The sequence below is a fragment of the Streptomyces sp. NPDC059909 genome, from assembly GCF_042730885.1.
Lineage (GTDB): Bacteria > Actinomycetota > Actinomycetes > Streptomycetales > Streptomycetaceae > Streptomyces.
In genome coordinates, this window is sequence record NZ_JBHWKX010000002.1 from 1 (window position 1) to 25,113 (window position 25,113).

The 25,113-nt window shown below is 71.1% G+C and carries 23 protein-coding genes; 10 read left to right on the forward strand and 13 right to left on the reverse strand.

The window, feature by feature from the left end; all coding sequences use genetic code 11:
• Positions 1–767: MFS transporter (locus tag ACFV9O_RS02000; protein ID WP_385411137.1), on the reverse strand; the 767-nt coding region annotated here is incomplete at its 3' end.
• A 69-nt stretch (positions 768–836) separates the two neighbouring features.
• On the opposite strand from ACFV9O_RS02000, the gene ACFV9O_RS02005 reads away from it, so the two are divergent.
• The gene (locus ACFV9O_RS02005) at positions 837–1,526 is read left to right on the forward strand and encodes a FadR/GntR family transcriptional regulator (protein WP_385411139.1); all 690 of its coding nucleotides are present in this window, start codon (positions 837–839) and stop codon (positions 1,524–1,526) included.
• A gap of 81 nt (positions 1,527–1,607) precedes the next feature.
• On the opposite strand, the gene ACFV9O_RS02010 is transcribed toward ACFV9O_RS02005, so the two are convergent.
• The 3 genes from ACFV9O_RS02010 to fabG form a co-directional block, all read right to left on the reverse strand.
• Complete coding sequence (locus tag ACFV9O_RS02010; RefSeq protein ID WP_385411756.1) at positions 1,608–1,925, reverse strand: hypothetical protein; 318 nt, start codon at positions 1,923–1,925, stop codon at positions 1,608–1,610.
• Between the two features lie 220 nt (positions 1,926–2,145).
• Positions 2,146–2,916, reverse strand: coding sequence for an enoyl-ACP reductase FabI (gene fabI / locus ACFV9O_RS02015; RefSeq protein ID WP_385411141.1), 771 nt, complete (start codon positions 2,914–2,916; stop codon positions 2,146–2,148).
• A gap of 4 nt (positions 2,917–2,920) precedes the next feature.
• Positions 2,921–3,640, reverse strand: coding sequence for a 3-oxoacyl-[acyl-carrier-protein] reductase (gene fabG / locus ACFV9O_RS02020; protein WP_385411143.1), 720 nt, complete (start codon positions 3,638–3,640; stop codon positions 2,921–2,923).
• 267 nt (positions 3,641–3,907) lie between these two features.
• Between fabG and ACFV9O_RS02025 the strand changes: the two genes are divergently transcribed.
• The 3 genes from ACFV9O_RS02025 (at position 3,908) to tyrS (ending at position 8,232) form a co-directional block, all read left to right on the forward strand.
• A complete protein-coding gene (locus ACFV9O_RS02025; protein WP_385411144.1) occupies positions 3,908–5,431 on the forward strand; it encodes a TldD/PmbA family protein in 1,524 nt (507 codons plus the stop codon).
• A 61-nt stretch (positions 5,432–5,492) separates the two neighbouring features.
• Positions 5,493–6,884 (forward strand): metallopeptidase TldD-related protein, encoded by a 1,392-nt coding sequence (locus ACFV9O_RS02030; RefSeq protein ID WP_385411146.1) that lies wholly within the window; start codon positions 5,493–5,495, stop codon positions 6,882–6,884.
• Positions 6,885–6,963: 79 nt separating this feature from the next.
• Complete coding sequence (tyrS, locus tag ACFV9O_RS02035) at positions 6,964–8,232, forward strand: tyrosine--tRNA ligase (protein ID WP_385411147.1); 1,269 nt, start codon at positions 6,964–6,966, stop codon at positions 8,230–8,232.
• Between the two features lie 190 nt (positions 8,233–8,422).
• On the opposite strand, the gene ACFV9O_RS02040 is transcribed toward tyrS, so the two are convergent.
• Positions 8,423–8,698 (reverse strand): GlsB/YeaQ/YmgE family stress response membrane protein, encoded by a 276-nt coding sequence (locus ACFV9O_RS02040; RefSeq protein ID WP_385411149.1) that lies wholly within the window; start codon positions 8,696–8,698, stop codon positions 8,423–8,425.
• 216 nt (positions 8,699–8,914) lie between these two features.
• On the opposite strand from ACFV9O_RS02040, the gene ACFV9O_RS02045 reads away from it, so the two are divergent.
• Both ACFV9O_RS02045 and ACFV9O_RS02050 read left to right on the forward strand, forming a co-directional pair.
• The gene (locus ACFV9O_RS02045; protein WP_385411151.1) at positions 8,915–9,301 is read left to right on the forward strand and encodes a DUF3099 domain-containing protein; all 387 of its coding nucleotides are present in this window, start codon (positions 8,915–8,917) and stop codon (positions 9,299–9,301) included.
• Positions 9,302–9,553: 252 nt separating this feature from the next.
• On the forward strand, positions 9,554–9,778 hold the full coding sequence (locus ACFV9O_RS02050) for a hypothetical protein (protein WP_385411153.1): 225 nt from the start codon (positions 9,554–9,556) through the stop codon (positions 9,776–9,778).
• Here the strand turns inward: ACFV9O_RS02050 and moaA are convergent.
• The 3 genes from moaA to ACFV9O_RS02065 all read right to left on the reverse strand — a co-directional run bounded on the left by moaA (position 9,761) and on the right by ACFV9O_RS02065 (position 12,914).
• Entirely contained in the window at positions 9,761–10,750 is a 990-nt protein-coding gene (gene moaA / locus ACFV9O_RS02055) for a GTP 3',8-cyclase MoaA (protein ID WP_385411155.1), read from the reverse strand. The two genes, ACFV9O_RS02050 and moaA, sit on opposite strands and share 18 nt — an antisense overlap.
• Before the next feature lie 167 nt (positions 10,751–10,917).
• Positions 10,918–12,552: a cation acetate symporter gene (locus tag ACFV9O_RS02060; RefSeq protein WP_385411157.1), complete on the reverse strand. Its 1,635-nt coding sequence runs from the start codon at positions 12,550–12,552 to the stop codon at positions 10,918–10,920.
• Entirely contained in the window at positions 12,549–12,914 is a 366-nt protein-coding gene (locus ACFV9O_RS02065) for a DUF485 domain-containing protein (RefSeq protein WP_385411159.1), read from the reverse strand. Before ACFV9O_RS02065 ends, ACFV9O_RS02060 begins: the two co-directional genes overlap by 4 nt.
• Positions 12,915–13,164: 250 nt before the next feature.
• On the opposite strand from ACFV9O_RS02065, the gene ACFV9O_RS02070 reads away from it, so the two are divergent.
• The 3 genes from ACFV9O_RS02070 (at position 13,165) to ACFV9O_RS02080 (ending at position 17,088) form a co-directional block, all read left to right on the forward strand.
• Positions 13,165–14,700, forward strand: coding sequence for a S8 family serine peptidase (locus tag ACFV9O_RS02070; protein WP_385411161.1), 1,536 nt, complete (start codon positions 13,165–13,167; stop codon positions 14,698–14,700).
• A gap of 146 nt (positions 14,701–14,846) precedes the next feature.
• Entirely contained in the window at positions 14,847–16,223 is a 1,377-nt protein-coding gene (locus ACFV9O_RS02075) for a CoA transferase (RefSeq protein WP_385411163.1), read from the forward strand.
• Positions 16,224–16,434: 211 nt separating this feature from the next.
• Positions 16,435–17,088, forward strand: a complete 654-nt coding sequence (locus tag ACFV9O_RS02080; protein ID WP_385411164.1) for a hypothetical protein — start codon at positions 16,435–16,437, stop codon at positions 17,086–17,088.
• Positions 17,089–17,188: 100 nt separating this feature from the next.
• On the opposite strand, the gene ACFV9O_RS02085 is transcribed toward ACFV9O_RS02080, so the two are convergent.
• Genes ACFV9O_RS02085 through ACFV9O_RS02095 form a run of 3 tightly spaced genes read right to left on the reverse strand, consistent with a single transcriptional unit; the run spans position 17,189 to position 19,883 of the window.
• Positions 17,189–18,232 (reverse strand): zinc-dependent alcohol dehydrogenase family protein, encoded by a 1,044-nt coding sequence (locus ACFV9O_RS02085; protein ID WP_385411166.1) that lies wholly within the window; start codon positions 18,230–18,232, stop codon positions 17,189–17,191.
• Between the two features lie 20 nt (positions 18,233–18,252).
• A complete protein-coding gene (locus ACFV9O_RS02090) occupies positions 18,253–18,984 on the reverse strand; it encodes a lysoplasmalogenase (RefSeq protein ID WP_385411168.1) in 732 nt (243 codons plus the stop codon).
• On the reverse strand, positions 18,981–19,883 hold the full coding sequence (locus tag ACFV9O_RS02095; RefSeq protein ID WP_385411170.1) for a sterol desaturase family protein: 903 nt from the start codon (positions 19,881–19,883) through the stop codon (positions 18,981–18,983). Before ACFV9O_RS02095 ends, ACFV9O_RS02090 begins: the two co-directional genes overlap by 4 nt.
• A gap of 137 nt (positions 19,884–20,020) precedes the next feature.
• On the opposite strand from ACFV9O_RS02095, the gene ACFV9O_RS02100 reads away from it, so the two are divergent.
• Positions 20,021–23,152 carry an NACHT domain-containing protein gene (locus tag ACFV9O_RS02100; RefSeq protein WP_385411172.1) on the forward strand — a complete coding sequence of 1,044 codons (3,132 nt, stop codon included), beginning with the start codon at positions 20,021–20,023 and terminating at the stop codon, positions 23,150–23,152.
• On the opposite strand, the gene ACFV9O_RS02105 is transcribed toward ACFV9O_RS02100, so the two are convergent.
• Both ACFV9O_RS02105 and ACFV9O_RS02110 read right to left on the reverse strand, forming a co-directional pair.
• Positions 23,149–23,859: a VIT family protein gene (locus tag ACFV9O_RS02105; protein ID WP_385411173.1), complete on the reverse strand. Its 711-nt coding sequence runs from the start codon at positions 23,857–23,859 to the stop codon at positions 23,149–23,151. The two genes, ACFV9O_RS02100 and ACFV9O_RS02105, sit on opposite strands and share 4 nt — an antisense overlap.
• Before the next feature lie 25 nt (positions 23,860–23,884).
• Positions 23,885–25,111 (reverse strand): amidohydrolase family protein, encoded by a 1,227-nt coding sequence (locus ACFV9O_RS02110; RefSeq protein WP_385411175.1) that lies wholly within the window; start codon positions 25,109–25,111, stop codon positions 23,885–23,887.
• Positions 25,112–25,113 lie beyond the last annotated feature (2 nt).

Consider the following 25,113-nt stretch of genomic DNA (forward strand, 5'->3'; position numbering starts at 1 on the left):
GACCTGCGCACGTCCCCTGCCTCCGCAGCCGGGCCTGCAGGCACGGACGCACCCCGCTCGAGTCCCGTGTCCCGGCCGCCGGCCCGGCCACGGCCACGGTCGCGGCCGCGCTCACCGGCACGGTCGCGCACGAGCGGGATCCACGGCAGTACGGCGACGGCGGCGACCAGGGCCCACACCCCGAGGCCGGTGCGCCAACTGCCGCCCAGCGCCTCGGTCATGGGCACGGTGGCGGCCGCGGCGAGTGCGGTCCCGAGCGACAGGGCCATGGAGTAGAGCCCGGTGACGCTGCCGACGCGCTCCGGGAAGTACCGCTTGACGATCACCGGCATCAGGACGTTGCTGACGGCGATGCCCATGAGCGCGAGCGCGCTGGCGGCGAGGAAGCCGGGGGTGCCGCTCGCGAAGGGCCGTACCAGCAGGCCCGCGGTGATCGCCACCATGCCGGCACAGACGATCGCGGTGGGCCCGAAGCGGCGGGCGAGCCGCGGCGCGGCGAGGCCGAAGACCGCGAAGCACAGCGGCGGTACGGAGGTGAGGATCCCGGCCACGCTGCCGCTCATGTGGAGCCCTCCCCGCACCTCCTCGAGCAGCGCGCCGAGGCTGGTGATGGCGGGGCGGAGATTGAGGGCGGTGAGGACGAGTCCGACGAGGACGAGACGGGTGAGCCAGACTGAGGGCTTCCCGGCGGGAGAATCGGTGAAGGCACGCACTGCCGTGGCGGCGGGGCTCAGGGTCCTGGTACGGGTCCGGGTCTCGTCGGGCATGGGGCCATCATAGAATCATGGGATGATTAATTGTCCAATCCCGAACGAATCTCGTGGACAAGGAGCACCATGGCGCTGACCTCTCCCCGGCGCTCCGCACTCTCGGACCAGGTGATCACCGAGCTGCGGAACCAGATCACCTCGGGCGAGTGGCCGGTGGGCTCACGGATCCCGACCGAGCCGGAGCTGGTCGAGCAGCTGGGCGTGGCCCGGAACACGGTCCGCGAGGCGGTGCGCGCGCTCGCGCACAACGGCCTGCTGGACATCCGCCAGGGCTCGGGCACCTATGTCGTGGCGACGAGCGAGCTGGCCGGGGTCATGCACCGGAGGTTCGCCGACGCAGATCCGCGCCATGTCGCGGAGGTGCGCTCCACCCTCGAGTCGTCGGCGGCACGACTGGCCGCCGAGCGCCGCACGGAGCGGGATCTGAAGCAGCTGGACGCGCTGCTGGCGCGCCGCGAGGAGGCCTGGGAGACGGGCGACGCGGAGCGGTTCGTCACCGCCGACGCGACCTTCCACCTGGCCGTGGTCGCCGCGTCCCACAACGAGGTCCTGACCGGGCTCTACGCGGACCTCGGTGATCTGCTGCGCGACTGGCTCCGCGACGACGTGGGCCATGAGCTTCGGCCGGAGCACCACATGGACCATGCACGGCTGGTCGAGGCGATCCGCGAGGGCGCCGGGGCCACCGCCGCGTCGGAGGCCGCGAGCTACCCCTTCATGTGCCTGCGCAAGCCGGCGGACGGGGCGGAGGCGTAAGACCCCGCGGACCCGGACCCGGACCGCCGGACCATCGGACCCTCGGACCCTCGGACCCTCGGACCATCGGACTCGGACCGCTCAGGAGACGCGTACGTGGCTCACCCAGGCGGTGCGTATCTCCTTCCAGCAGCGCTCGGTGAGCGTGGCGTGGGCGGTCGGAGCGACATCGACGGCATGACTGTCCGCATCGAGGTCCCACCACCGCTCGCACTCGACGTGCAGCTGGACCCGATCCGTGTCGGGATAGGGGTTGCGGCAGTACGCCGTGGCACGCGAGCCCTCGACGACGACGTCGCAGGCGGCTCCGAACGGCCGCGGGGCGGACTCCCCGGGCGACAGCGAGGCGGCCTTGGAGACCGGCAGGAGCAGGGTCGCCAGCACCCCGAGTGCGGACATGGAACGCCAGGTCGTACGCACAGCAGACCTCCTCGGCCGTACTGCGGTATGCACCGCTGCTGCACCACAAGGGAGGGATTGCCCCTCCAGCCTCGCCGCTCGGCGCCCCGGGCGCCCGTTCCACTACTCCGAACGGGCGATGCCCCGGCCACCCGCACACAGCGGGTGACCGGGGCATCACGGGCGTACGGGTGAATCCGTACTCACAGGTAACGGTGCGTTACGCGCCCATCATGTGTACGCCGCCGTCGACGTGGACGATCTCGCCCGTCGTCTTCGGGAACCAGTCCGAGAGCAGCGCGACGACACCGCGGCCGGTGGGCTCCGGGTCGGACATGTCCCACTCCAGCGGGGAGCGGTGGTTCCAGACGTCCGCGAGCTCGCCGAATCCCGGGATGGACTTGGCGGCCATCGAGCCGATCGGTCCGGCCGAGATCAGGTTGCACCGGACGTTCTGCTTGCCCAGGTCGCGGGCGAGGTAGCGGGAGGTGGCCTCCAGCGCCGCCTTCGCCGGGCCCATCCAGTCGTACTGCGGCCAGGCGAACTGCGCGTCGAAGGTCAGGCCGACCACCGATGCGCCCTCGTGCGGGAACAGCGGCAGGCAGGCCATGGTGAGCGACTTCAGCGAGAACGCCGAGACGTGCATCGCGGTCGAGACGGACTCGAACGGCGTGTTCAGGAAGTTGCCGCCGAGCGCGTCCTGCGGCGCGAAGCCGATGGAGTGCACGACACCGTCCAGGCCGCCGAGCTCCTCACGGACCAGGTCGGCGAGGCGGCCGAGGTGCTCGTCGTTGGTGACGTCGAGCTCGATGACCTTGGCGGGCTTGGGGAGCTTCCTGGCGATCCGCTCGGTCAGGGTGGGCCGCGGGAAGGCTGTCAGGATGATCTCCGCACCCTGCTCCTGGGCCAGCTTCGCGGTGTGGAAGGCGATGGAGGACTCCATCAGCACACCGGTGATGAGGATGCGCTTGCTGGCGAGGATTCCACTCATGTGATCAGTGACCCATGCCCAATCCGCCGTCAACCGGGATGACGGCTCCAGTGATGTACGAGGCGTCGTCGGAGGCGAGGAACTTCACCGCGGCGGCGATCTCCTCCGGCTGCGCGTAGCGGCCGAGCGGCACCTGCGAGACGATGCCCGCGCGCTGCTCGTCGCTGAGCACCTTGGTCATGTCGGTGTCGACAAAGCCGGGTGCGACGACGTTGAAGGTGATGTTCCGCGATCCGAGTTCGCGGGCGAGGGAGCGGGCGAAGCCGACGAGACCGGCCTTGGAGGCGGCGTAGTTGGCCTGGCCCGCCGAGCCGAGCAGCCCGACCACGGACGAGATCAGGACGACACGGCCCTTCTTGGCGCGCAGCATGCCGCGGTTGGCGCGCTTCACGACCCGGAAGGTGCCGGTGAGGTTGGTGTCCAGGACGGAGGTGAAGTCGTCCTCGGACATCCGCATCAGCAGCTGGTCCCTGGTGACACCGGCATTGGCCACCAGCACCTCAACGGGACCGTGCTTGTCCTCGATCTCCTTGTAGGCCTGCTCCACCTGCTCGGCGTCGGTGATGTCGCAGCGGACCGCCAGGCAGCCCAGCTTGGTGAGCTCCTCCGGCGGCTCGCCCGACCGGTACGTGATCGCGACCTTGTCGCCGGCGTCGGCGAAAGCGCGGGCGATGGCGAGGCCGATGCCCCGGTTTCCTCCGGTGACGAGAACCGAGCGGCTCAACGGATCACCCTTTCGATAGCGGTCTGGTACCCGAAAACCTATCGGTACCGCCCGGCATCGGGGGAATCGGCCACCGACAGTGGCGCCGAGTGTCTGCTGTGGGGACCCTACAGTCGGTGTCCCCCGTGGCCGGGACGCGCGCCGATGCGGCCCTGTCCGGCACCGACGGCGGCGACGACTGTGGAAACTCCCTCGGAACTGTCCTGGGCGCGTGCTTGACTTCGCGTAGTGATCCGAGCACGCACGCGTGAAAAGGAGAGGCCGCCTGTGGCCCATGACATCGATCAGACGTTTCTCGCGCTGCCGCTGCGGGCGCTCGCCGACGCGGCACTCGCGCGGGCCCGTGCGCTGGGCGCCGAGCATGCCGACTTCCGGCTGGAGCGGGTGCGCAGTGCGGCGTGGCGGCTGAGGGACGCGAAGCCCGCCGGCTCGTCCGACACGACCGATCTCGGGTATGCGGTGCGGGTGGTGCACGGCGGGGCGTGGGGTTTCGCGTCCGGCGTGGATCTGACCATGGACGCCGCCGCCCGGGTCGCGGGCCAGGCGGTGGCGATGGCGAAGCTGTCCGCCCAGGTGATCGCGGCGGCCGGTTCGGACGAGCGGGTGGAGCTCGCCGAGGAGCCGGTCCACGCGGAGCGGACGTGGGTCTCGTCGTACGAGATCGACCCGTTCACCGTCGCCGACGAGGAGAAGTCCGGGCTGCTCACGGACTGGAGTGCCCGGCTGCTGGGCGCGGAGGGCGTGGCGCACGTGGACGCCTCGCTGCTGACCGTGCACGAGAACAAGTTCTATGCGGACACGGCCGGCACGGTCACCACCCAGCAGCGGGTGCGGCTGCACCCGCAGCTCACGGCCGTCGCGGTGGACGGGACGACCGGTGAGTTCGACTCGATGCGGACAATCGCGCCGCCCGTGGGCCGCGGCTGGGAGTATCTGACCGGCACGGGCTGGGACTGGGACTCCGAGCTGGAGGAGATCCCGGTGCTGCTCGCCGAGAAGATGCGCGCACCGAGCGTCGAGGCGGGGCGGTACGACCTGGTCGTGGACCCGTCCAATCTGTGGCTGACGATCCACGAGTCGATCGGCCACGCGACGGAGCTGGACCGGGCGCTGGGCTACGAGGCGGCGTACGCGGGGACGTCCTTCGCGACCTTCGACCAGCTGGGCAAGCTGCGGTACGGCTCGCCGGTGATGAACGTGACGGGCGACAGGACCGCGGAGCACGGTCTGGCCACGATCGGGTACGACGACGAGGGCGTCGAGGCACAGAGCTGGGATCTCGTCCGGGAGGGCACGCTCGTCGGCTACCAGCTGGACCGGCGCATCGCGAGGCTGACGGGCCTCGGCCGGTCCAACGGCTGCGCCTTCGCGGACTCCCCCGGGCATGTCCCGGTGCAGCGGATGGCGAACGTGTCGCTGCAGCCGGAGCCCGGCGGTCTGTCGACGGAGGACCTGATCGGGGGTGTGGAGCGCGGGATCTTCGTGGTCGGCGACCGGTCCTGGTCGATCGACATGCAGCGCTACAACTTCCAGTTCACGGGGCAGCGGTTCTTCCGGATCGAGAACGGCCGGCTGGCCGGTCAGCTGCGCGACGTCGCCTACCAGGCGACGACGACGGACTTCTGGGGCTCGATGGAGAAGGTCGGCGGCCCGCAGACGTACGTCCTGGGCGGCGCCTTCAATTGCGGCAAGGCCCAGCCGGGCCAGGTGGCGGCGGTCTCGCACGGCTGCCCGTCCGCCCTGTTCCGCGGCGTGAACATTTTGAACACGACGCAGGAGGCAGGCCGATGAGCACCGGTCGCGCCCACGTCCCAGGAACGCACAGCCCGAAGACCCCGCAGGAGGCCGGTCGATGAGCCCCGTCAGCAAGCCGCACGAGATCGTCGAGCGTGCCCTCGAGCTGTCCACCGCCGACGGCTGCGTGGTCATCGCCGACGAGCACTCGTCCGCCAATCTCCGCTGGGCGGGGAACGCGCTGACCACGAACGGCGTCACCCGCGGCCGCACCCTCACCGTCATCGCCACGGTCGACGGGACGCAGGGCACCGCGTCCGGTGTGGTGTCGCGGTCGGCCGTGACGGCAGAGGACCTGGAGCCTCTGGTGCGGGCGGCGGAGGCCGCCGCCCGGGCGGCCGGGCCCGCCGAGGACGCGCAGCCACTGGTGACCGGCGTGCCGGTCGCCGGTGACTTCACGGACGCGCCGGCCGAGACGTCGTCGGCCGTCTTCGCGGACTTCGCTCCCGCGCTGGGCGAGGCGTTCGCCCGGGCCCGTTCGGGCGGCCGTGAGCTGTACGGCTTCGCCCATCACACGCTGACCTCGACGTATCTCGGTACGTCCACGGGTGTGCGGCTCCGCCACGACCAGCCCACCGGCACGCTGGAGCTCAACGCCAAGTCCCCTGACCGGACCCGTTCCGCCTGGGCGGGCCGGGCGACGCGGGACTTCAAGGACGTGGACCCGGCCGCGCTGGACGCGGAGCTGGCGACGCGCCTGGGCTGGGCCGAGCGGCGGATCGAGCTGCCCGCCGGCCGGTACGAGACGCTGCTGCCGCCCACGGCCGTGGCGGACCTGCTGATCTACCAGCTGTGGTCGTCGACCGGCCGGGACGCCGCGGAGGGCCGCACGGTCTTCTCGAAGCCCGGCGGCGGCACCCGTATCGGCGAGACCCTGTCCGAGCTGCCGCTCACGCTGCGCAGCGACCCTCACGAGCCCGGTCTGGAGTCCGCGCCGTTCGTGATCGCGCACGCCTCCGGCGACGACGCCTCGGTCTTCGACAACGGTCTCCCGCTGTCCGCGACCGAGTGGGTCCGGGAAGGGAAGCTGGACCGGCTGGTCACCACCCGGCACAGCGCGGGCCTGACCGGCCTGCCGGTCTCCCCCGGTGTCGGCAACCTGATCCTGGAGGGCGGCGGTGAGCGCTCCCTGGAGGACATGGTCGCGAGCACGGAGCGCGGGCTGCTGCTGACCTGCCTCTGGTACATCCGCGAGGTCGACCCGGCGACGCTGCTGCTGACCGGGCTGACCAGGGACGGCGTCTATCTCGTCGAGAACGGCGAGGTGGTCGGCGAAGTGAACAACTTCCGGTTCAACGAGTCGCCCGTCGATCTGCTGTCGCGGGCCGCCGAGGCAGGCCGGACGGAGCGGACGCTGCCGCGCGAGTGGAGCGACTGGTTCACCAGGGCCGCGATGCCCGCGCTCCGGGTCCCCGATTTCAATATGAGTTCGGTCAGCCAGGGCGTATAACCTCGGAGACGTCCGCGAGGACGTTCGCGAGGACATTCGCGAGGACACCCGTAAGCACACCTGAGGAGACGAGAGAGACGTGACGGACATCGTCGACGAACTGCAGTGGCGGGGGCTGATCGCCCTGTCCACTGACGAGGACGCACTGCGCAAGGCGTTCGCGGACGGTCCCGTCACGTTCTATTGCGGCTTCGACCCGACCGCGCCCAGCCTGCACCTGGGGAATCTGGTCCAGATCCTGACCATGCGCCGGATCCAGCAGGCGGGCAACCGCCCGCTGGGTCTGGTCGGCGGTGCGACGGGCCTGATCGGTGACCCGAAGCCGAACGCCGAGCGCACGCTCAACGCGCCGGACGTCGTCGCGGCCTGGGTGGGACGGCTGCGCGGGCAGATCGAGCGGTTCCTCGACTTCGACGGTCCGCACGCCGCGACCATGGTCAACAACCTGGACTGGACGGCGGGCCTGTCGGCGATCGACTTCCTGCGTGACGTCGGCAAGCACTTCCGGGTCAACAAGATGATCGCGAAGGAGGCGGTCGCCCGGCGGCTGAACTCCGACGCGGGCATCAGCTACACCGAGTTCAGCTACCAGATCCTGCAGGGCATGGACTTCCTCGAGCTGTACCGGCGGTACGGCTGCGTCCTGCAGACCGGCGGCAGCGACCAGTGGGGCAATCTCACCGCGGGCGCCGATCTGATCCACAAGGTCGAGCCGCATGCCGCGGTGCACGCCCTGGCCACTCCGCTGATCACCAAGGCGGACGGCACGAAGTTCGGCAAGACGGAGTCCGGCACGGTCTGGCTGGATGCCGAGCTGACCACGCCGTACGCGTTCTACCAGTTCTGGCTGAACGCGGACGACCGCGACGTCTCCAAGTTCCTGCGGATCTTCAGCTTCAAGTCCCGCGAGGAGATCGAGGAGCTGGAGCGGCTGACCGAGGAGCGTCCGCAGGCGCGGGCGGCCCAGCGGGCGCTGGCGGAGGAGCTGACGACGCTGGTGCACGGCGCCGACCAGTGCGCGGCGGCCGTGGGCGCCTCGAAGGCGCTGTTCGGGCAGGGCGAGCTGACCGAGCTCGACGAGCCGACGTTGCGGGCGGCGCTCGCCGAGCTGCCGCAGGCGCGGGTGGCCGAGCTGGCTCCGGTCGTGGACCTCTTCGCCGAGGTCGGTCTGGTGGCCAGCAAGTCGGCGGCCCGCCGCACCGTGAAGGAAGGCGGGGCCTACGTGAACAACGTGAAGGTCACGGCCGAGGACGCGGTCCCGGCCCAGGACGATCTGCTGCACAGCCGCTGGCTCGTGCTGCGCCGCGGCAAGAAGAATCTGGCGGCCGTCGAGGTCGCGGCCGGCTGACCCCGCGCACAGGACGCGGCAGCGGCCGGGTGGGTACCGATCCCCACCCGGCCGCTGTCGTACCGGGATGTCGTGCCGAGGCCGCGCCCGTGCTCACGCCGTTCACCGTGGCCCGCCCCGGATCGCGCCGATCACGAGGCCCGTGGCGACGTCGAGGAGCGTGTGTCGTACCGGGGCCGCCCGGCGCCGGTCAGGCGTGCTGCTTTCTGCGGCGCAAGGCCATGTAGGCCATGTCGCCGAACCCGACGACGACCAGCGCAGCGACGATCTGCAGCGCGTGCCGTCCCCAGTCGATGCCCGGGGTCTCGCCGATGCCGAACGCCACGGCGAGGGAGTTGCCGACGATCCCGCCGATGATGCCGAAGATCGTGATGAGCCAGAGCGGGCTGTGCTGCTTCCCCGGCAGGATCGCCTTCGCCAGCAATCCGAGCACGAACCCGACAATGATCGCCCACAACCAGCCCATGGCTGCCTCCTGGTTCGGATTGACGTGAGCAGTTACGGGACAGTCTCGACGTATACGCCATACGGCGCATGTCGGACAGCTCCGTACCTGGTACGGCGGCGGGTGTATGCCCAGGTAAGCGGTGACCCGGTCTCGAACGCGTCGCAGCCGCGGCGTACCGTGGAGCCAGGACCGGGCCGGGGAGAGTCCGGCGTGGCGGTCGGGCGGTGGAATGTCATGCGGAAGCGGAGTACGGCGGAAGTCTTCCGGATCACCGGAGCCCGCAAGGGCCTCGCCGACGATGTGCGCGGCCGGCAGCGCCGCTACGTCATCTCGATGTCGATCCGGACCGTGTCGGTGATCCTGGCCGCGGTGCTCTGGAACGTCGAGCGGCATGTGGCGATCGTGGCGCTGGTGCTGGGTGCGCTGCTGCCCTACATCTCCGTGGTGATCGCCAATGCCGGCCGGGAAAACGCGCCGTCCCTGCCGTCGACGTTCATCGCCCCACCGGTGCGGCCGATGCTCGGCGCGGGCGGATCCGCGGCCGGCACGGCGACCCCCGCAGCGGAGGCTGGCGGACCCGGAGCGGAGGAACAGGCGGAACGGCCCGCCCATCAGAGCTGACGCCGCTGGGCCCCCGGGGGCCGGTGCGCCGCGGGCCTCGAGGCCCGGAAACCAGGCTCCGCGAAGCTCAAGAAAAGCTCAGATCAATCGTGAAGTTCCAGTGCACCGCAGCCGGTCCTGCGTGACATACTGCCTGTGCGCTCCGCATCCCCCGTCGGAGCGACGGACCGACGCCGGGCAGCTCCCCCCGTGGCTGCTCGGCGTCGCCATGTGGGGAGCCGTTGATCGTCGGCGATCGTGGACAATGATCGAATGAGTGACGAGACCCCGATCTGTTCCGCCAAGGGCTGCCGTGCCGCCGCCGTCTGGGTGCTGGCGTGGAACAACCCGAAGCTGCACACGCCGGAGCGCCGCAAGACCTGGCTCGCGTGCGACGAACACCGCCAGCACCTGTCAGAGTTCCTGGGTGTCCGGGGTTTCCTGAAGGACGTCGTGACGCTCGACGAGTGGGAGCGGGACTCAGCCGCCGATGGCTGACATGGGGCGCTCGGGCTGAAGGAACGACGGGTCGTCGAGACCGGACCCGGCCTTCTTGCCCCACATCGCGAGCTTCCAGATCCGGGCGACCTCCTCGTCCGGCGCGCCGGAGCGCAGGGCCCCGCGCAGATCGGTCTCCTCCTGCGCGAAGAGACAGGTGCGGACCTGTCCGTCGGCGGTGAGCCGGGTGCGGTCGCAGGCGCGGCAGAACGGGCGGGTGACGGAGCCGATGACCCCGACCCGATGCGGTCCGCCGTCCACGACCCAGCGCTCGGCGGGTGCGGATCCGCGGGCCTCGTCGCCCTCAGGGGTGAGGCTGAAGCGCGTACGCAGCGATTCCAGGATGTCACCCGCGGTGATCATGCCGTCGCGCTTCCAGCCGTGCTGGGCGTCCAGCGGCATCTGTTCGATGAACCGCAGCTCGTAGTCGTGCTCCACGGCCCAGGCGAGCAGGTCGGGGGCCTCGTCGTCGTTGAGCCCGGGCATCAGGACCGTGTTGACCTTCACGGGGGTCAGTCCGGCGTCGCGCGCGGCCTCCAGCCCCTCCAGGACGTCGTGGTGGCGGTCGCGGCGGGTGAGGGTCTTGAAGACGTCGGGGCGCAGGGTGTCCAGCGAGACGTTGACCCGGTCCAGGCCGGCGGCCTTGAGCGCGGTCGCGGTGCGCTTCAGGCCTATGCCGTTGGTGGTCAGCGACATCTTCGGACGCGGCTCGAGCGCGGCGCAGCGCTCGACGATGCCGACCAGTCCGGGCCGCAGCAGCGGCTCTCCGCCGGTGAAGCGGACCTCGGTGATCCCCAGGTCCGTGACGGCGATACGGATCAGCCGGACGATCTCGTCGTCGGTGAGCAGGGTCGACTTCGTCAGCCACTGCAGCCCCTCTTCGGGCATGCAGTACGCACAGCGCAGATTGCACCGGTCCGTGAGCGAAACCCTCAGGTCAGTGGCCACACGGCCGTAGGTGTCGATGAGCACTGCGGGCCCCCTCCCCGGTGTCCGGAAGTTGTACAGGAACTCGTGTATACAGCCGAGCCTACGTGACACCTGCGACATCGACAGGTGCTGATTACCACGACGAACGACGCGGCCGCGTCGTAGGACCCTACGACGCGGCCGCGCTCATCGGTATGACAGAACGCTCCTCAGTGGGCGCCCACGCCTGTGAGCGACTTGACCTCGAGCTCCGCGTACTTGCCCTTGTCCGGCTCCTCCTTGGAGAACAGGGAGCCCATCCAGCCGAGCAGGAAGCCCAGCGGGATGGAGACCAGGCCGGGGTTGTCCAGAGGGAACCAGGCGAAGTCCACCGACGGGAACATCGACGTGGGCTTGCCCGAGACGACCCCGGAGAACAGCACCAGCACGACCGACGAGATCAGGCCACCGTAGATCGACCAGAGGGCGCCCTGCGTGGTGAACCTCTTCCAGAAGAGGCTGAAGAGGATCGTCGGCAGATTCGCGGAGGCGGCGACCGCGAAGGCGAGTGCGACCAGGCCTGCCACGTTCAGATCGCGGGCCAGTGCGCCGAGCGCGATGGAGACGATGCCGATCAGGACCGTGGCCCAGCGGGCCGCGCGGACCTCTTCCTGCTCGGTGGCCTGTCCCCTGCGGATGACGTTGGCGTAGATGTCGTGCGCGAAGGACGACGAGGACGCCAGGGTCAGTCCGGCGACGACGGCGAGGATGGTGGCGAAGGCGACCGCGGAGATCACGGCGAGCAGGATCGCGCCGCCCGCCGAGTCGACCCCGCCGATGTGGAGCGCGAGCAGCGGTGCCGCCGTGTTCCCGGCCTTGTTGGAGGCGGTGATCTCCTCGGGTCCGACGAGCGCCGCGGCACCGAAGCCGAGCGCGATCGTCATCAGGTAGAAGGCGCCGATGATGCCGATGGCCCAGATGACGGACTTACGGGCGGCCTTGGCGGTCGGCACCGTGTAGAAGCGGATGAGGATGTGCGGCAGGCCCGCGGTGCCCAGCACCAGTGCGATGCCGAGCGAGATGAAGTCCAGCTTGGAGGTGCCGGTGGCGCCGTACTTGAGGCCGGGCTCCAGGAACGCCGCGCCCTTGCCGCTCTGCTCGGCGGCCCTGCCGAGCAGGTCGGAGACGTTGAAGTTGAACTTCCACAGCACCAGGAACGTGATGAGCAGGGTGCCCGCGATGAGCAGGACGGCCTTGACCATCTGCACCCAGGTGGTGCCCTTCATCCCGCCGATCGTGACGTACACGATCATCAGGACGCCGACGAGGGCGACGATCGCGATCTTTCCGGCGTCGGTGGTGATGCCGAGCAGCAGCGAGACGAGCACGCCCGCACCCGCCATCTGGGCGAGCAGGTAGAAGATCGAGACGACGATGGTGGAGGTGCCGGCGGCGGTACGCACCGGGCGCTGGCGCATGCGGTACGCGAGGACGTCGCCCATGGTGAACCGGCCGGAGTTGCGCAGCGGTTCGGCGACGAGCAGCAGGGCGACCAGCCAGGCGACCAGGAAGCCGACGGAGTACAGGAAGCCGTCGTACCCGAAGAGGGCGATGGCACCGGCGATGCCCAGGAAGGACGCGGCGGACATGTAGTCGCCGGAGATGGCGAGGCCGTTCTGGAAGCCGGTGAACTGGCGGCCGCCCGCGTAGAAGTCGGCGGCGCTCTTGGTCTGCCGGCCGGCCCAGACGGTGATGAACAGCGTCGCGACGACGAAGGCGGCGAAGAGCGAGATGATCAGCGGCCGGTGCTCGGAGGTGGCACTCGATGCCGCGAGCTGGACGCTCTGGAGGGTGGTGCTGCTCATGCGTCGGCCTCCATACGGGACTTGATCGCTTCCGCCTTGGGGTCGAGCTTCTCGGCCGCGTGCCGCGAGTAGAACCAGGCGATGAGGAACGTGGTGGCGAACTGGGCGAGCCCGAGGACGAGCGCCACGTTGATGTTGCCGAAGAGCTTGGTGCCCATGAAGCCGCCCGCGTAGTTGGACAGCAGGACGTACAGCAGGTACCAGGCGATGAAGGCGACGGTCAGGGGGAAGGCGAAGGAGCGGTACGTGCGGCGCAGTTCGCCGAATTCCGCACTCTCCTGCACCTCGGCGAACTGCTCCGTCGTGGGCTGTGCAGGACTGGTGTCCGTACCGCCCTTGGGCGGCGGTGCATCGGTAGCCACGGAATCTCCTCGCGACGCGGGTGCGGTAGTCATGGGTACGGGGACCTCACGGGGGAGGAAGTGATGGTGCTCCACTCCCTGACAACGGCACGGACGCGACAGCGAAGCGGTTCACTTCCGGTCCCTTCTCGTCAGGGTTTTCCATCGGAAGTCGTTGATGTACCCCGATGATCGGGATAACTTCACTCGTCATGTACCCGCCCATTCGCACCGGGTGTCTGGGCGGCTTTACGGATGATGTGGAGAACCCATGGCTCATCTGCGATCCAGACGGACGCGCGCAATAGCTCTGCCCGCCGGTCTGGCGCTCACGGCCTCGCTCGGTTTCCTGCCCTCGGGTGCGGCGTCGGCCGCTTCCCTCGACGACGCCACCCCGGCCGCGGTCACCACCGACGGTCCCAAGCTGTCGTACGTCGTCAACACGCATGGCGGTCACTCCACTGCCAAGGCCGTGAAGAGGGCGATCGCGAAGGCCGGCGGCACGGTGGTGATCGCCTACGACCAGATCGGCGTCATCGTCGTCCACTCGCAGAACCCCGACTTCGCGGAGCAGATCCGCACGGTCAAGGGCGTCACCTCGGCGGGCGCCACCCGCACCAACCCGCTGGCCCCGCAGACCGACACGGCCATCGACGTGGAGCAGCCCCTCGGCAGCGCCGAGGCGGCCCAGGCGGCGGCCGAGGCCACGGACGAGCAGGACCCGTTCGAGCCGCTGCAGTGGGACCTGCCCGCCATCAAGGCGGACAAGGCCCACCAGAAGACGCTGGGGAGCAGGAACGTCACCGTCGCCGTCATCGACACGGGCGTCGACGACACGCACCCCGACCTCGCGCCGAACTTCGACGTCGAGGCGTCCGCCAACTGTGTGTCCGGCGCGCCGGACACCACCCCCGGCTCGTGGCGTCCGGCCGTGGGCGAGAGCGACCACGGCACCCATGTGGCGGGCACCATCGCCGCCGCGAAGAACGGCGTCGGCGTGACCGGCGTCGCCCCCGGCGTCAAGGTGTCGGGCATCAAGGTGGCCAACCCCGACGGCTTCTTCTACACGGAGTCGGTCGTCTGCGGGTTCGTCTGGGCCGCCGAGCACGGTGTCGACGTCACCAACAACAGCTACTACACGGACCCGTGGCTGTTCGCCTGCAAGACCGACGAGGACCAGAAGGCCCTGCTCGAGTCAGTCACGCGGGCCGCGCGGTACGCCGAGCGCAAGGGCGCGGTCAATGTCGCCGCGGCCGGCAACTCGCGGATGGACCTGGCCGCGGACGAGCTCACCGACACCACCAGCCCCAACGACACCACGCCGGTGACGCGCGTCATCAACCCGCGCGACTGCCTCGACTACCCGACCATGCTGCCGGGTGTCGTGACCGTCTCCGCGACCGGTGCCAAGGGCCTGAAGTCGTCGTACTCGAACTACGGCAACGGCACCATCGACATCGCCGCGCCCGGCGGCGACTCGACGGCCTTTCAGAAGCCGGACGCCCCGGCCACGAGCGGCCTGATCCTGTCGACGGTGATGAACGGCGGCTACGGCTACAAGGCCGGTACGTCGATGGCGTCCCCGCATGTCGCGGGCGTCGCCGCGCTCATCAAGTCGACGCACCCGCGCGCCTCGGCGGCCGAGGTCAAGGCGCTGCTGTACGCGCAGGCCGACGACACGGCGTGCGGCGCTCCGTACGACATCAACGGTGACGGCACGATCGACGCCGTGTGCGAAGGCGGCACGAGCAAGAACGGGTTCTACGGGACCGGGATGACGGACGCGCTGGACGCGGTTCGCCGGTAACCGAGCTCTGCTGGGGGCCCGGACGTGGGGGATCGCGTCCGGGCCCTTCCCTTGCCGTCGTTGTCGTGCCGTCGTTGTCGTGCCGGCGCTGCTGTTCCGTCGCGCCCGTCCCATGGAGTGGCACGGAGTGCCATAGTGCGACCATGATGACCGACACTTCTTCGCACGGGACTTCGGACGGCCGTTCGGACCGGACTTCGCGCGGGGCCGAGCAGCTGTGGGCGGCTCTCGGCGGTGACCCCGAGCTGATGGGCCGTATCGCGTACAGCGGCCCACGGGGTCTGCTCGCTGCCCGGCTTCCCGTCATGGAACTGGCCCGTGCCACGGTTGCGGTGTGCGCGCTCGCGGCGGCGGAGTACGCCGCGCGCGGCGCCGGAGGCCCGGTCCCCGCCGTGCGCGTCGACGACGCCGCGGTCGCCACGGCCTTCGTCAGCGAGCGGCATCTTCTGGTGGACGGGCGGGCTCCGGTGACGTTCGCCCCGCTGTCCCGGTTCTGGCGCACGGCCGACGGCTGGGTACGTACGCACGCCAACTACCCGCACCACCGGGCGGCGCTGCTCACCGCGCTGGACACCGACGAGGACGGGGTGGAGAGCGCGCTGGCCGCGCGGCGGTCGCTGGACGTCGAGGAGGCGGTGTACGCGGCGGGCGGCCTCGCCGTCGCCCTGCGCACCCCCGGGGAGTGGGCGGCGCACCCGCAGGGCGTGCTGGCGGCCCGGCGGCCGCTGCTGACGCGGGAGCGGCTCGACGACACGGCCCCGCGGCGCCGTTCGCGCCCGCTGCGGGTGCTCGACCTGACCCGGGTCATCGCGGGCCCGGTCGCCACGCGGACGCTCGCGCTGCTCGGCGCGGATGTACTGCGCATCGACCCGCCCCGGCTGCCGGAGCTCCCCGACCAGCACGCCGACACCGGCTTCGGCAAGCGGTCCACGACGCTGGACCTCGACAGTCCGGCGGACCGGCGGACCCTGGACGAACTCCTCGACGCGGCCGACGTCCTGGTCACCGGCTACCGCCCGGGCGCGCTGGACGGCTACGGCCTCACCCGGCCCGGTCTGGTCGTCGCACAGCTGTCGGCGTGGGGCGACGACGGGCCGTGGGGCGGTCGGCGCGGCTTCGACAGTCTCGTACAGGTGGCGAGCGGGATCGCGGTCGTCGAGGGATCCCCGGACCGTCCGGGCGCCCTGCCCGCGCAGGCACTCGACCACGGCACCGGGTACCTGCTCGCGGCGGCGGTGCTGCGGTCGCTGACCGAGCAGGAGAGGGAGGGCGGCACGCGTCTCGTACGGCTGGCGCTGGCGCGTACGGCGCGCTTCCTGACGCACGGTCTGTCGCCGGCGGCGCCCGGGGGCGGCGCGGACGACGGCGACGCGGCCTACGGTCCCGGCCGCCGGCTGGCCGGGACCGACAGCCCGCTCGGCAGGCTGCGGTACGCGCTGCCGCCGGTTTCGTTCGCGGGCGCCCCGGAGGACTGGTCACGCCCGCCGGGCAAGTGGGGTGCGGACGCGCCGAGGTGGGCGTAGGCCGCCTTCGGCGGGCTTCTCTCCCCGCCCCCTTCCTGCCCTGGAGGCATGCCATCGGGCCAAGACTCCGCGACGCGCCCACCATTGGCCCCTGACGTCCGGCGGCCGCGGATCGAGCCATCCTCGACGGAGCTGAGCGGATGAGTAGCTGAGGAGCTGAGGCTCACCCAGCTTGCTCTGGACGGTGACGAAGCCACGGACAGGAGAAGTCATGCCGCACTCATCGAAGGCACCCCGGCATCTGAGCGGTCTGCGGAACGCTCGCTATGGCGAGATCCTGCTCATCTCGCCGGACGAGGGCGGAGCTCTCAAGGCGGCGGTCTACAACACTCTCGGTCTCAATGACTGTCCGCCCGAGCGGTGGAAGGCGCTCGACCCCCGCTCGCTGGCGGAAGAGTTCCGGGTGCCGATGGTGTTTCTGAACGGCCCGCGCTTCTGGGTGGTCGACGAGATCACGGCGTTCGCGTGGGGGGACACAGCCGTGTTCGACGGCCTGGAGGCCCGCCTGGTGGCGGAGCTCCGCATCCCCCAGGAGCTCGGCTTCACCAGCACACAGTCCAAGAACTTCTACGTCGATGCCACGGTCGAACGGGACACGGAGTACGTCCTGCACAGCGGTGAACCCGTCCACGAACTGCTCGCTCCGGGCGATCGGACCTACGTCATGCAGACGTACTCCCATATCGTGGACGACAGCCTGACGATGGACTCCCTGGCCGTGCTCGGCGAACGGCTGCAGCTCCCGCAAGGCTGGCGGTACCGGGTCCGCACCCCGGAGGACGACCTGACCATTCGCACGGTCGAGGGCGAGGCCCACGTCGTGCAGGACGAGCTGCAGAACACGTACATGCTCGTCCCCCGCTGAGTGGCTGCCGAGGCCCCGTTCGCGGGTGACTCCTGTGCCGGCGGGGTGGGAAAGGCCTGCGGCAGGCACCACCACGCCCACCCTCGCCGCACACGTCGCGCTACGGCTTGACCAGCACCTTCAGTGCCGTGCGTTCGTCCATGGCCTTGTAGCCGTCGGGGACACCGTCCAGTCCGACCGTGAGGTCGAAGACCGGGGACGGGTCGACGGTCCCGTCCAGGACGTCCGGCAGCAGCTCGGGGATGTACGCGCGGACGGGCGCGACCCCGCCCCGCAGCGCGATGTTGCGGTCGAACATGAGGCTGAGGTCCAGGCCGGTGCCGCTGCCGTGCGGGACGCCGACGTAGCCGATGGCGCCACCGTCGCGGGCGATCCCGACGGCAGTGCGCATGGACTGCTCGGTGCCGACGGCCTCGATGACGGCGTGCGCGCCCTGGCCGTCGGTCAGCTCACGCACCGCCGCCACGGCCTCGTCCCCGCGCGCCGCGACGACGTCCGTGGCCCCGAAGGTCCTGGCGATGTCCGTCCGCACCTGGTGGCGGCCGAGCGCGATGATCCGCTCGGCGCCCAGCCGCCTCGCGGCGAGCACCCCGCACAGGCCGACCGCGCCGTCGCCGACGACCGCGACGGTGCTGCCGCGGGTGACGCCCGCGCCGATGGCGGCATGGTGGCCGGTGCCCAGGACGTCGGAGAGCGCGAGGAGCGCGGTGAGCAGCCGGTCGTCGGAGGCGGCGCCGGCGGGGAGCTTGACGAGGGTGCCGTCGGCGAAGGGCACGCGCACGGCCTCGCCCTGGCCGCCGTCGGAGCCGGGCGAGCCCCAGAAGCCGCCGCGCGGACACGACGTCTGCAGGCCCTCGGCGCAGTACTCGCAGGTGCCGTCGGACCAGACGAACGGCGCGACGACCAGGTCGCCGGGTGCGAACCCGGACACCTCGGCGCCCGCCTCCTCGACGATGCCCAGGAACTCATGGCCGATGCGCTGCCCGGGCTGCCGTTCCGCCTCGCCGCGGTACGCCCACAGATCGCTGCCGCAGATGCAGGCCCGCAGGACCCTCACCACGACGTCCGTCGGCTGCTGCAGCTCCGGGTCGGGAACGTCCTCCACGCGCATGTCGAACGGGGCGTGGATCGTGGTGGCGCGCATGACGGGCGTGTCCTTGCTTCTCAGACGGCAGTACGGGCCTCACGGTACGCCCGGTCGGGTGCGGACGCGCACCCGAATGCGCCCAGGGCGCCCGTCACCAGCAGGTACTGGGCCCCCACGTACGTGAGCATGATCCAGAAGTCGGACGCCGGAAGCTGCGGCCATTCGGCGATCCCGGTCGCCAGGATCATGTCGGAGACCAGGAACAGCGCCCCGCCCACCCCGGCGGTCCGCCCGAGCGCGCTCGACCGGTAGGCCATGGCGGTCAGGAGCAGCGAGTAGACGCCGACGGGGATCCGCAGCCCGGCCGGCAGGTCCGTCCAGAGCAGCCCCATGGCGGCGACGAGGAACGCGCCGTACGCGAGGCCCAGCGCCGGGCTCGTACGCCCCCGGCCGAAGAGGGCGAGGTAGCAGACGTGCCCGGCGGCGAAGAGCCCCATCCCGACGAGGAAGGCCCAGTCGGCGCCGGCCATCAGGAACACGTCGCCGCCCCAGCCGCAGAGCAGCGCCGCGACGAGTAGCCGGGGCGCGCCCCGGGTCGCCGCGTACGCCGCGAGGAGCGACATCAGCAGCGGCTTGGCGATCAGATGGCCGGTCTCCCGGCCGGCGAGCTGCGCGCCGAGCTCGAGCAGGACGGCGGCCCCGAAGAGGGCCTGCAGGATCCGGGCGAGGTTCTCCCGGCCGCCGCGGCGGCCGGGGCCCGGCCGGGCGGCAGCGCCCGGCTCTCCGGCGGCGGAGGCGGGCGCGCTCACGCGGCGCGCTCCGCGGTGGCCGGCCGACCGGGCGCCGGGGTGTCCCCGGAGCTTCCCGGCCCGTCAGGACGCGGCTCCCATCCGGGTCCCCGGAACAGCCGCCCGGCGCGCTCGTGCCAGGTGCTCGCGGCGCGTACGTCGCGGGCGATGGCGACGTACTCGTGCGTGGCGACGCGCAGGGGGTTGTACGTCCGGATGTTCTTGGTGAGCCCGTACACGGGCCGCTCGGTCTCGGCCGCGAAGGACCGGAAGAGCCGGTCCCAGACGATCAGGATCCCGCCGAAGTTCCGGTCCAGGTAGCCGCCTTGGGACGCGTGGTGGACCCGGTGGTGGGAGGGGGTGTTGAGCACGAACTCGAAGGGCCGCGGCAGCCGGTCGATCCGCTCGGTGTGGATCCAGAACTGGTAGACGAGGTTCACGGAGGAGCAGAACGCGAGGGCGGCCGGGTGGACGCCGCAGGCGATCACCGGGAGGTAGAACGGCCAGGAGGTGAACCCGGTCCACGGCTGCCGCAGCGCGGTGCTGAGGTTGAACTTCCGGCTGGAGTGGTGCACGACGTGGCAGGCCCACAGGATCCGGATGACGTGATGGCCGCGGTGGGACCAGTAGTAGAAGAAGTCCTGCGCGAGCAGCATCAGCGGGATGGTCCACCACAGGACGGGGACGCGGAGCGGGGTGAGTTCGTACACCGCGGCGTAGATCGCGACGACCGGGATCTTCCAGAGGACGTCGAAGAAGAGGCTGCCGAGCCCCATGCTGATGCTGGTGGCGGCGTCCTTCGCCTCGTAGCCGGCGGCGTCGTCGTCGGGATGGAGCCGGTAGCTCACCATCTCCAGGACGGTGAGCAGGACGAAGGCCGGTATCGACCACAGCACGACATCGGGCAGGTTGGACGGCATGCGGGCACCGTAGAGGTGCGTGCGGCAGCTCGGCTAGATGCCGTTACCAACAAGTATGCGAGACAAGCTGTCAGCGACTTTTGGCCACTTCCGCCAAGCGGGTCCGGGGCCGGTTCGTGCGCCATAGAGTGATCTCCGTGGTGCAGGGACTGGAAGTCGCGCTGGCACGGCTCGCCGGCACGGTGATCGGTTCCGTGGCCAGATCACTCCTCGCGCCCCGCCCGGGTGCGGGTCTCGTACGGGCGCCGCTGCGCCCCCTCCCCCGCCCGGCCGGGCCCGACCGGCTGGCCAAGGTGCTGGGCGGCCGCCTCCAGGACGCGTACGGCGGGCTGCCGGAGCACGAGCGGCTGGCGGCCGTCGACGCGGTGCGGGACAGCTTCGCCGCGGCGGGGGTCATCGACGCCGAGCGGCTCTTCGCCGTCGGTCTCGACCCGGAGCGCCTGCGGGACACACTGCGCCGCGTGCCGGAGGCCGCCGGGCTGAGCGCGCGTGCGGACGAGCTGTACGAGGAACTGCTCGGCCTCTGCTGCACCCATCTGGTCGAACAGGTCACCGCGCAGCCGTCGTTCGCGGCGCGTGCGGCGGTGGAGCAGACACGCGCCGCGGGGCGGACCCTGGACGCGGTGGAGGCGCTGGCCGCGCAGGCGGCCCGCACCCCGGCCGCGGCGGCCCTGGAGTTCGAGCAGCGGTACGCGGAGTACGTGGCGGCGACGCACGGACGCCTGGAGCTGTTCGGGCTGACGCTGGGGCGGTCGGCGCGGGAGTGGCCGCTGGACACGGCGTACATCAGCCTGGGGGTGAGCGGGGACGCGGGCCACCAGGAGGGGTTCGAGCTGCCGCACACGGGCCAGGCCACCGTGAAGGCGGAGCAGATGCTGGCCGCAGCGGACCGGCTGGTGCTGCGCGGTCCGGCCGGATCGGGCAAGAGCACGCTGGTGCAGTGGCTGGCGCTGAACGCCGCCCGGCGCGGCTTCGACGGCGCTCTGGCGGACTGGAACCGGTGCATTCCGTTCGTCCTGCGGCTGCGCGCCTTCACGTCGGCCGACGCACTGCCGACTCCCGAGGACTTCCTGCGGGCGAGCGGGGTGCCGCTGAGCGCACCCGCGGGATGGGCCGAGGATCTGCTTGCCGGGGGCCGGGCACTGGTCCTGGTCGACGGCGTGGACGAGGTGCCCACGCGGCTGCGGCAGCGCACGGAGTCCTGGCTGAGGTCACTGGTCACGGCCTTCCCGCAGGCCCGCTACGTGGTGACGACCCGGCCGTCCGTGGTGCCCGGGGACTGGCCGGCACGGCAGGGATTCACGGCGCACTCGCTGCTGCCGATGGACCGGGACGACATCCGGGCGTTCATCGGCCACTGGCACGAAGCGGCCCGGCTGGAGTGCCCCGACGGCACCGAGCGCGACCAGTTGGAGGCGTACGAGGCCTCCCTGCTCCAGGCCGTGTCCACCCGCAGGGACCTCGGCAGGCTCGCCACCAACCCGCTGATGTGCGCACTGCTGTGCGCGCTGAACCGCGACCGCCGGATGCAACTGCCGCGTGCCCGCAAGGAGCTGTACGACGCGGCGCTCGACATGCTCCTCGTACGGCGTGACACGGAACGGGAGATCATCGGGGTCGAGGGCGTCGACCTCACCCGCGAGGAGCAGACGGCGCTGCTGCAGCGGCTCGCGTACTGGCTCATCCGCAACGGCCAGTGGGAGGCCGACCGGGCGGAAGCCGTCGAGATGGTGGCCGAGTGGCTCACGTCGATGCCGCAGGTGCGGGGCACGGCCGAGCAGGTGTTCTCGCATCTGCTGATCCGCAGCGGGCTGCTGTGCGAACCGGCGCCGGGTGCGGTGGACTTCGTGCACCGCACCTTCCAGGACTATCTGGGCGCGAAGGCGGCGGTGGAGGCGCGGGACTTCGGGGTGCTGGTGCGCAACGCGCACGACGACCAGTGGGACGACGTCGTCCAGATGGCGGTGGGGCATGCCCGGGCGGAGGAACGGGCCCGGCTGCTGAAGCAGTTGCTGCGCCGCGCCGACCGTGCGCCGAAACTGCGCCACCGGCTGGTGCTGCTGGCGGCGGCGTGCCTGGAGCATGCGCCGGAACTGGACCCGGAGGTGCGGGTCACGGTCCGGGCGCGCACGCGGGAGCTGGTGCCGCCGCGCAGCCTCGAGCAGGCGGAGGAACTGGCGAAGGTCGGCCCCCTCGTGCTGGAGCTGCTGCCGGGTCCGGAGGAGGGGCTGGACGAGGACGCGGCGGCGGCGGTGGTGCGGACGGCGGCGCTGGTGGGCGGCGACGCCGGCATGGAAGTCGTCGCCCGCTTCCGGGAGGACGAGCGCTATCCGGTGTGTCTCCAGCTGTCCCATGCCTGGCGCCTGTTCGACACCGAGGACTACGCGAGGGCGGTGGTGGCCGGCGGGACATGGGAGCACAGCTACCTGCACGTACGTACGGTGGAGCAGCTGTCCGCGCTGCGGCATGCACCGAAGGCCCGGAGTGTCCATCTGACGGGTGATCACACCGATCTCACCGCGCTGCACGTCCTGCGGAATCCGCGGGCGTTCCTGTTCCACAAGAACGCCGGCCTGACGGACCTTTCACCGCTGGGCAGGTTCCCCGGTCTCAAGGGGATCGCCTTCGATCAGTGCACCGGGCTGACCGACCTGTCACCGGTCGCGGGGCCGGCGCTGGAGCAGCTGTACCTCCACGAGATGGGGCCGGACGTACGCCTGGAACCGCTGCGGGAGATGACCGGGCTCGACCGCGCCGTGTTCGGCTACGCCGTTCCGGTACGCACCGTCGGCGAACTGCCGATCGGCCCCCAGCTCACCGAACTCGGGCTGCTCCCGGGCTCGCAGGACGTGCGGCTCGACGGGATCGAACGCTGGCCAGAGCTCCGCGACCTCACGGTGGTGGGCGACAGGCAGGGCCGGCAGGTCGCCGCGATGCCCTCACTCGCCGGGCTGACCCGCCTGCGGTTCCAGATGCAGAGCTCGCTCGACCTGCGCCGGATCGTTCACCTGACCGAACTGGACCGGCTGATCATGTGGCGCTGCGAGGTGCCGAGCGGGCTCGACGCGCTGCGGGAGCTGCCCGGGCTGACGTCGCTCTGGCTCTCGGAGTGCACAGGGCCCGAGGGGGGACTGGACCTGCGGCCGCTGCTCGGCCTGGAACAGTTGGTGCTCACCCTGAGCGGCGGCACGCCCGTGACCGGCGATGAGCTGTTCCCGCCCGGTCGTATCGTGCGCCGCGGCCAGGGCGGTGCCGGACGACAGGGTTAGACCCCCGCCGCCCCCAGCAACGACCCCGCCGCGTACGTCACCCCCATCGCCAGCGCTCCCCCGCCCACGTTCCGCACCATCGCCGGCCGTGCCGGCGCCGCCCCCAGCCGGGCGCTCCACCAGCCGGTGAAGGTCAGGGCGACGAGGACCGACACCACGGTCACCCACAGCCGGGACGAGGACGGCGGCAGCACCATCGCCAGCAGGGGGAGCAGGGCCCCGGCCGTGAAGGCGAGGAAGCTCGCGCCGGCCGCCTGCCAGGGGCTGGTCAGCTCGTCCGGGTTGATACCGAGCTCGACCCGCGCATGGGCGCGCAGGGCGTCGCGTTCGGTGAGCTGGATCGCGGCCTCGCGGGCGAGATCGCGGGTGAGGCCGCGTTCCTCCAGCAGGTCGGTGAGCTCGTCGAGTTCGGCCTCCGGCTCCTCGCGCAGCTCACGCTTCTCGACCGCCAGCGCCGCCTTCTCCGAGTCGCGCTGGGTGGAGACCGAGACGTACTCGCCGGCCGCCATGGACATGGAGCCGGCGAGCAGTCCGGCGAGGCCGGCCGTGAGCAGGGCCGCCCGGTCGCTGGTCGCGCCCGCGACGCCGACGACGAGGCCCGCCGTGGACACGATGCCGTCGTTGGCGCCGAGGACCGCGGCACGCAGCCAGTTGAGGCGGATGCCGAGGGATTCGCCGTGGGGCTCATGGTGCGTCGGTTCGGTCACCCGGGGAGGGTCTCATCCCGGGCGGTCACCAGACGCGCACCGACCCGCCCGGTGCGAAGGCGGGGCTGGTGGCGTCGGCCGGGACCTCCTTCAGGGGTTCGGCGATCTCCTCGACGGTCGGGCCGTGGACGGCGGCGATCCCGTCGAGGAAGGCGAGGTCGAAGCCGTACACCCGGGCCGCGTTGCCGCCCGTCATCGCCGCGATCTCGTCGCGGGGCAGTCCCGCGTAGGCGATGCGGAGGCCTTCGCGGGAGTACGGGGTCGTCCCCTCGTCGTGCGGGTAGTCACAGCCCCACATGATCTTGTCGAGGCCGATCCGGTCGCGCAGCGGCACCTCGTGGGGGCGCATGAAGCTCGCGCCGACGAAACAGTTGTCGCGCCAGACCTCGCTGGGCCCCTTGCCCATGGAGGCGGCGAGTCCCGCACCGAATTTGGACTCCGCGGTGGAGGCCCGGGAGGCCGCGGCGACGAGCCGGCCGTGGTAGTAGTCCAGCATCTCGACGACCGCCGGGATCCAGCCCGAGCCCTGCTCGGTCAGCACGAGCTTCAGCCCCGGGTGGCGGCGGAAGGCGCCGCCGAAGATCAGGTGCCAGAGCGCCCGGTGCGAGAACCACGTCGTCTCCACCATGAACACGGCCCGCGCGGCGGGTTCGTCGCCCAGCGGCGGGGACGCGGAGCCCCCGTGGTGGTTGACCGGTACGTCGAGCTCCTCGCACACCGCCCACAGCGCGTCGTACGTGGCCGAGTACAGCTCGGGGATGCCCGAGCCGGGCGGGGCGCCTGGCAGCAGGATGCCGCCGGTGAGGCCGGCCTCCTTGGTCCGGCGGATCTCCGCGACGGCCTCGTCCACGTCGTTCAGCAGGATCTGTGCGACACCCGCCCGTCGCCCCGGGACGAGGGAGCAGAAGTCGGCGAGCCAGCGGTTGTGGGCACGCAGCCCGGCCCACCGCTGCTCGTACTCCTCGCGCGTCGGCGCCGGTGCCATCAGCGAGGCGGACGGGAAGAAGGGCGGGATGGTGTTGGGGAAGACGACCTCGGCGACGATGCCGTCGGCCTCCAGTTCGGCGACCCTGCGGTCCGAGTTCCAGTTGCGGTCCGCGGTGTCGGCGAGCAGGTCCTCGTACGGATTGACGTACGTCGCCGCCCACGCGTCGAAGTCGTCGTGGTACCGCTTCTCCAGGTACGGCTTGTAGTCGAGCAGGTCCGCGCCGGCATGGCAGTCGGCGGAGATGACCGTGTAGCGGTCGCCCATCG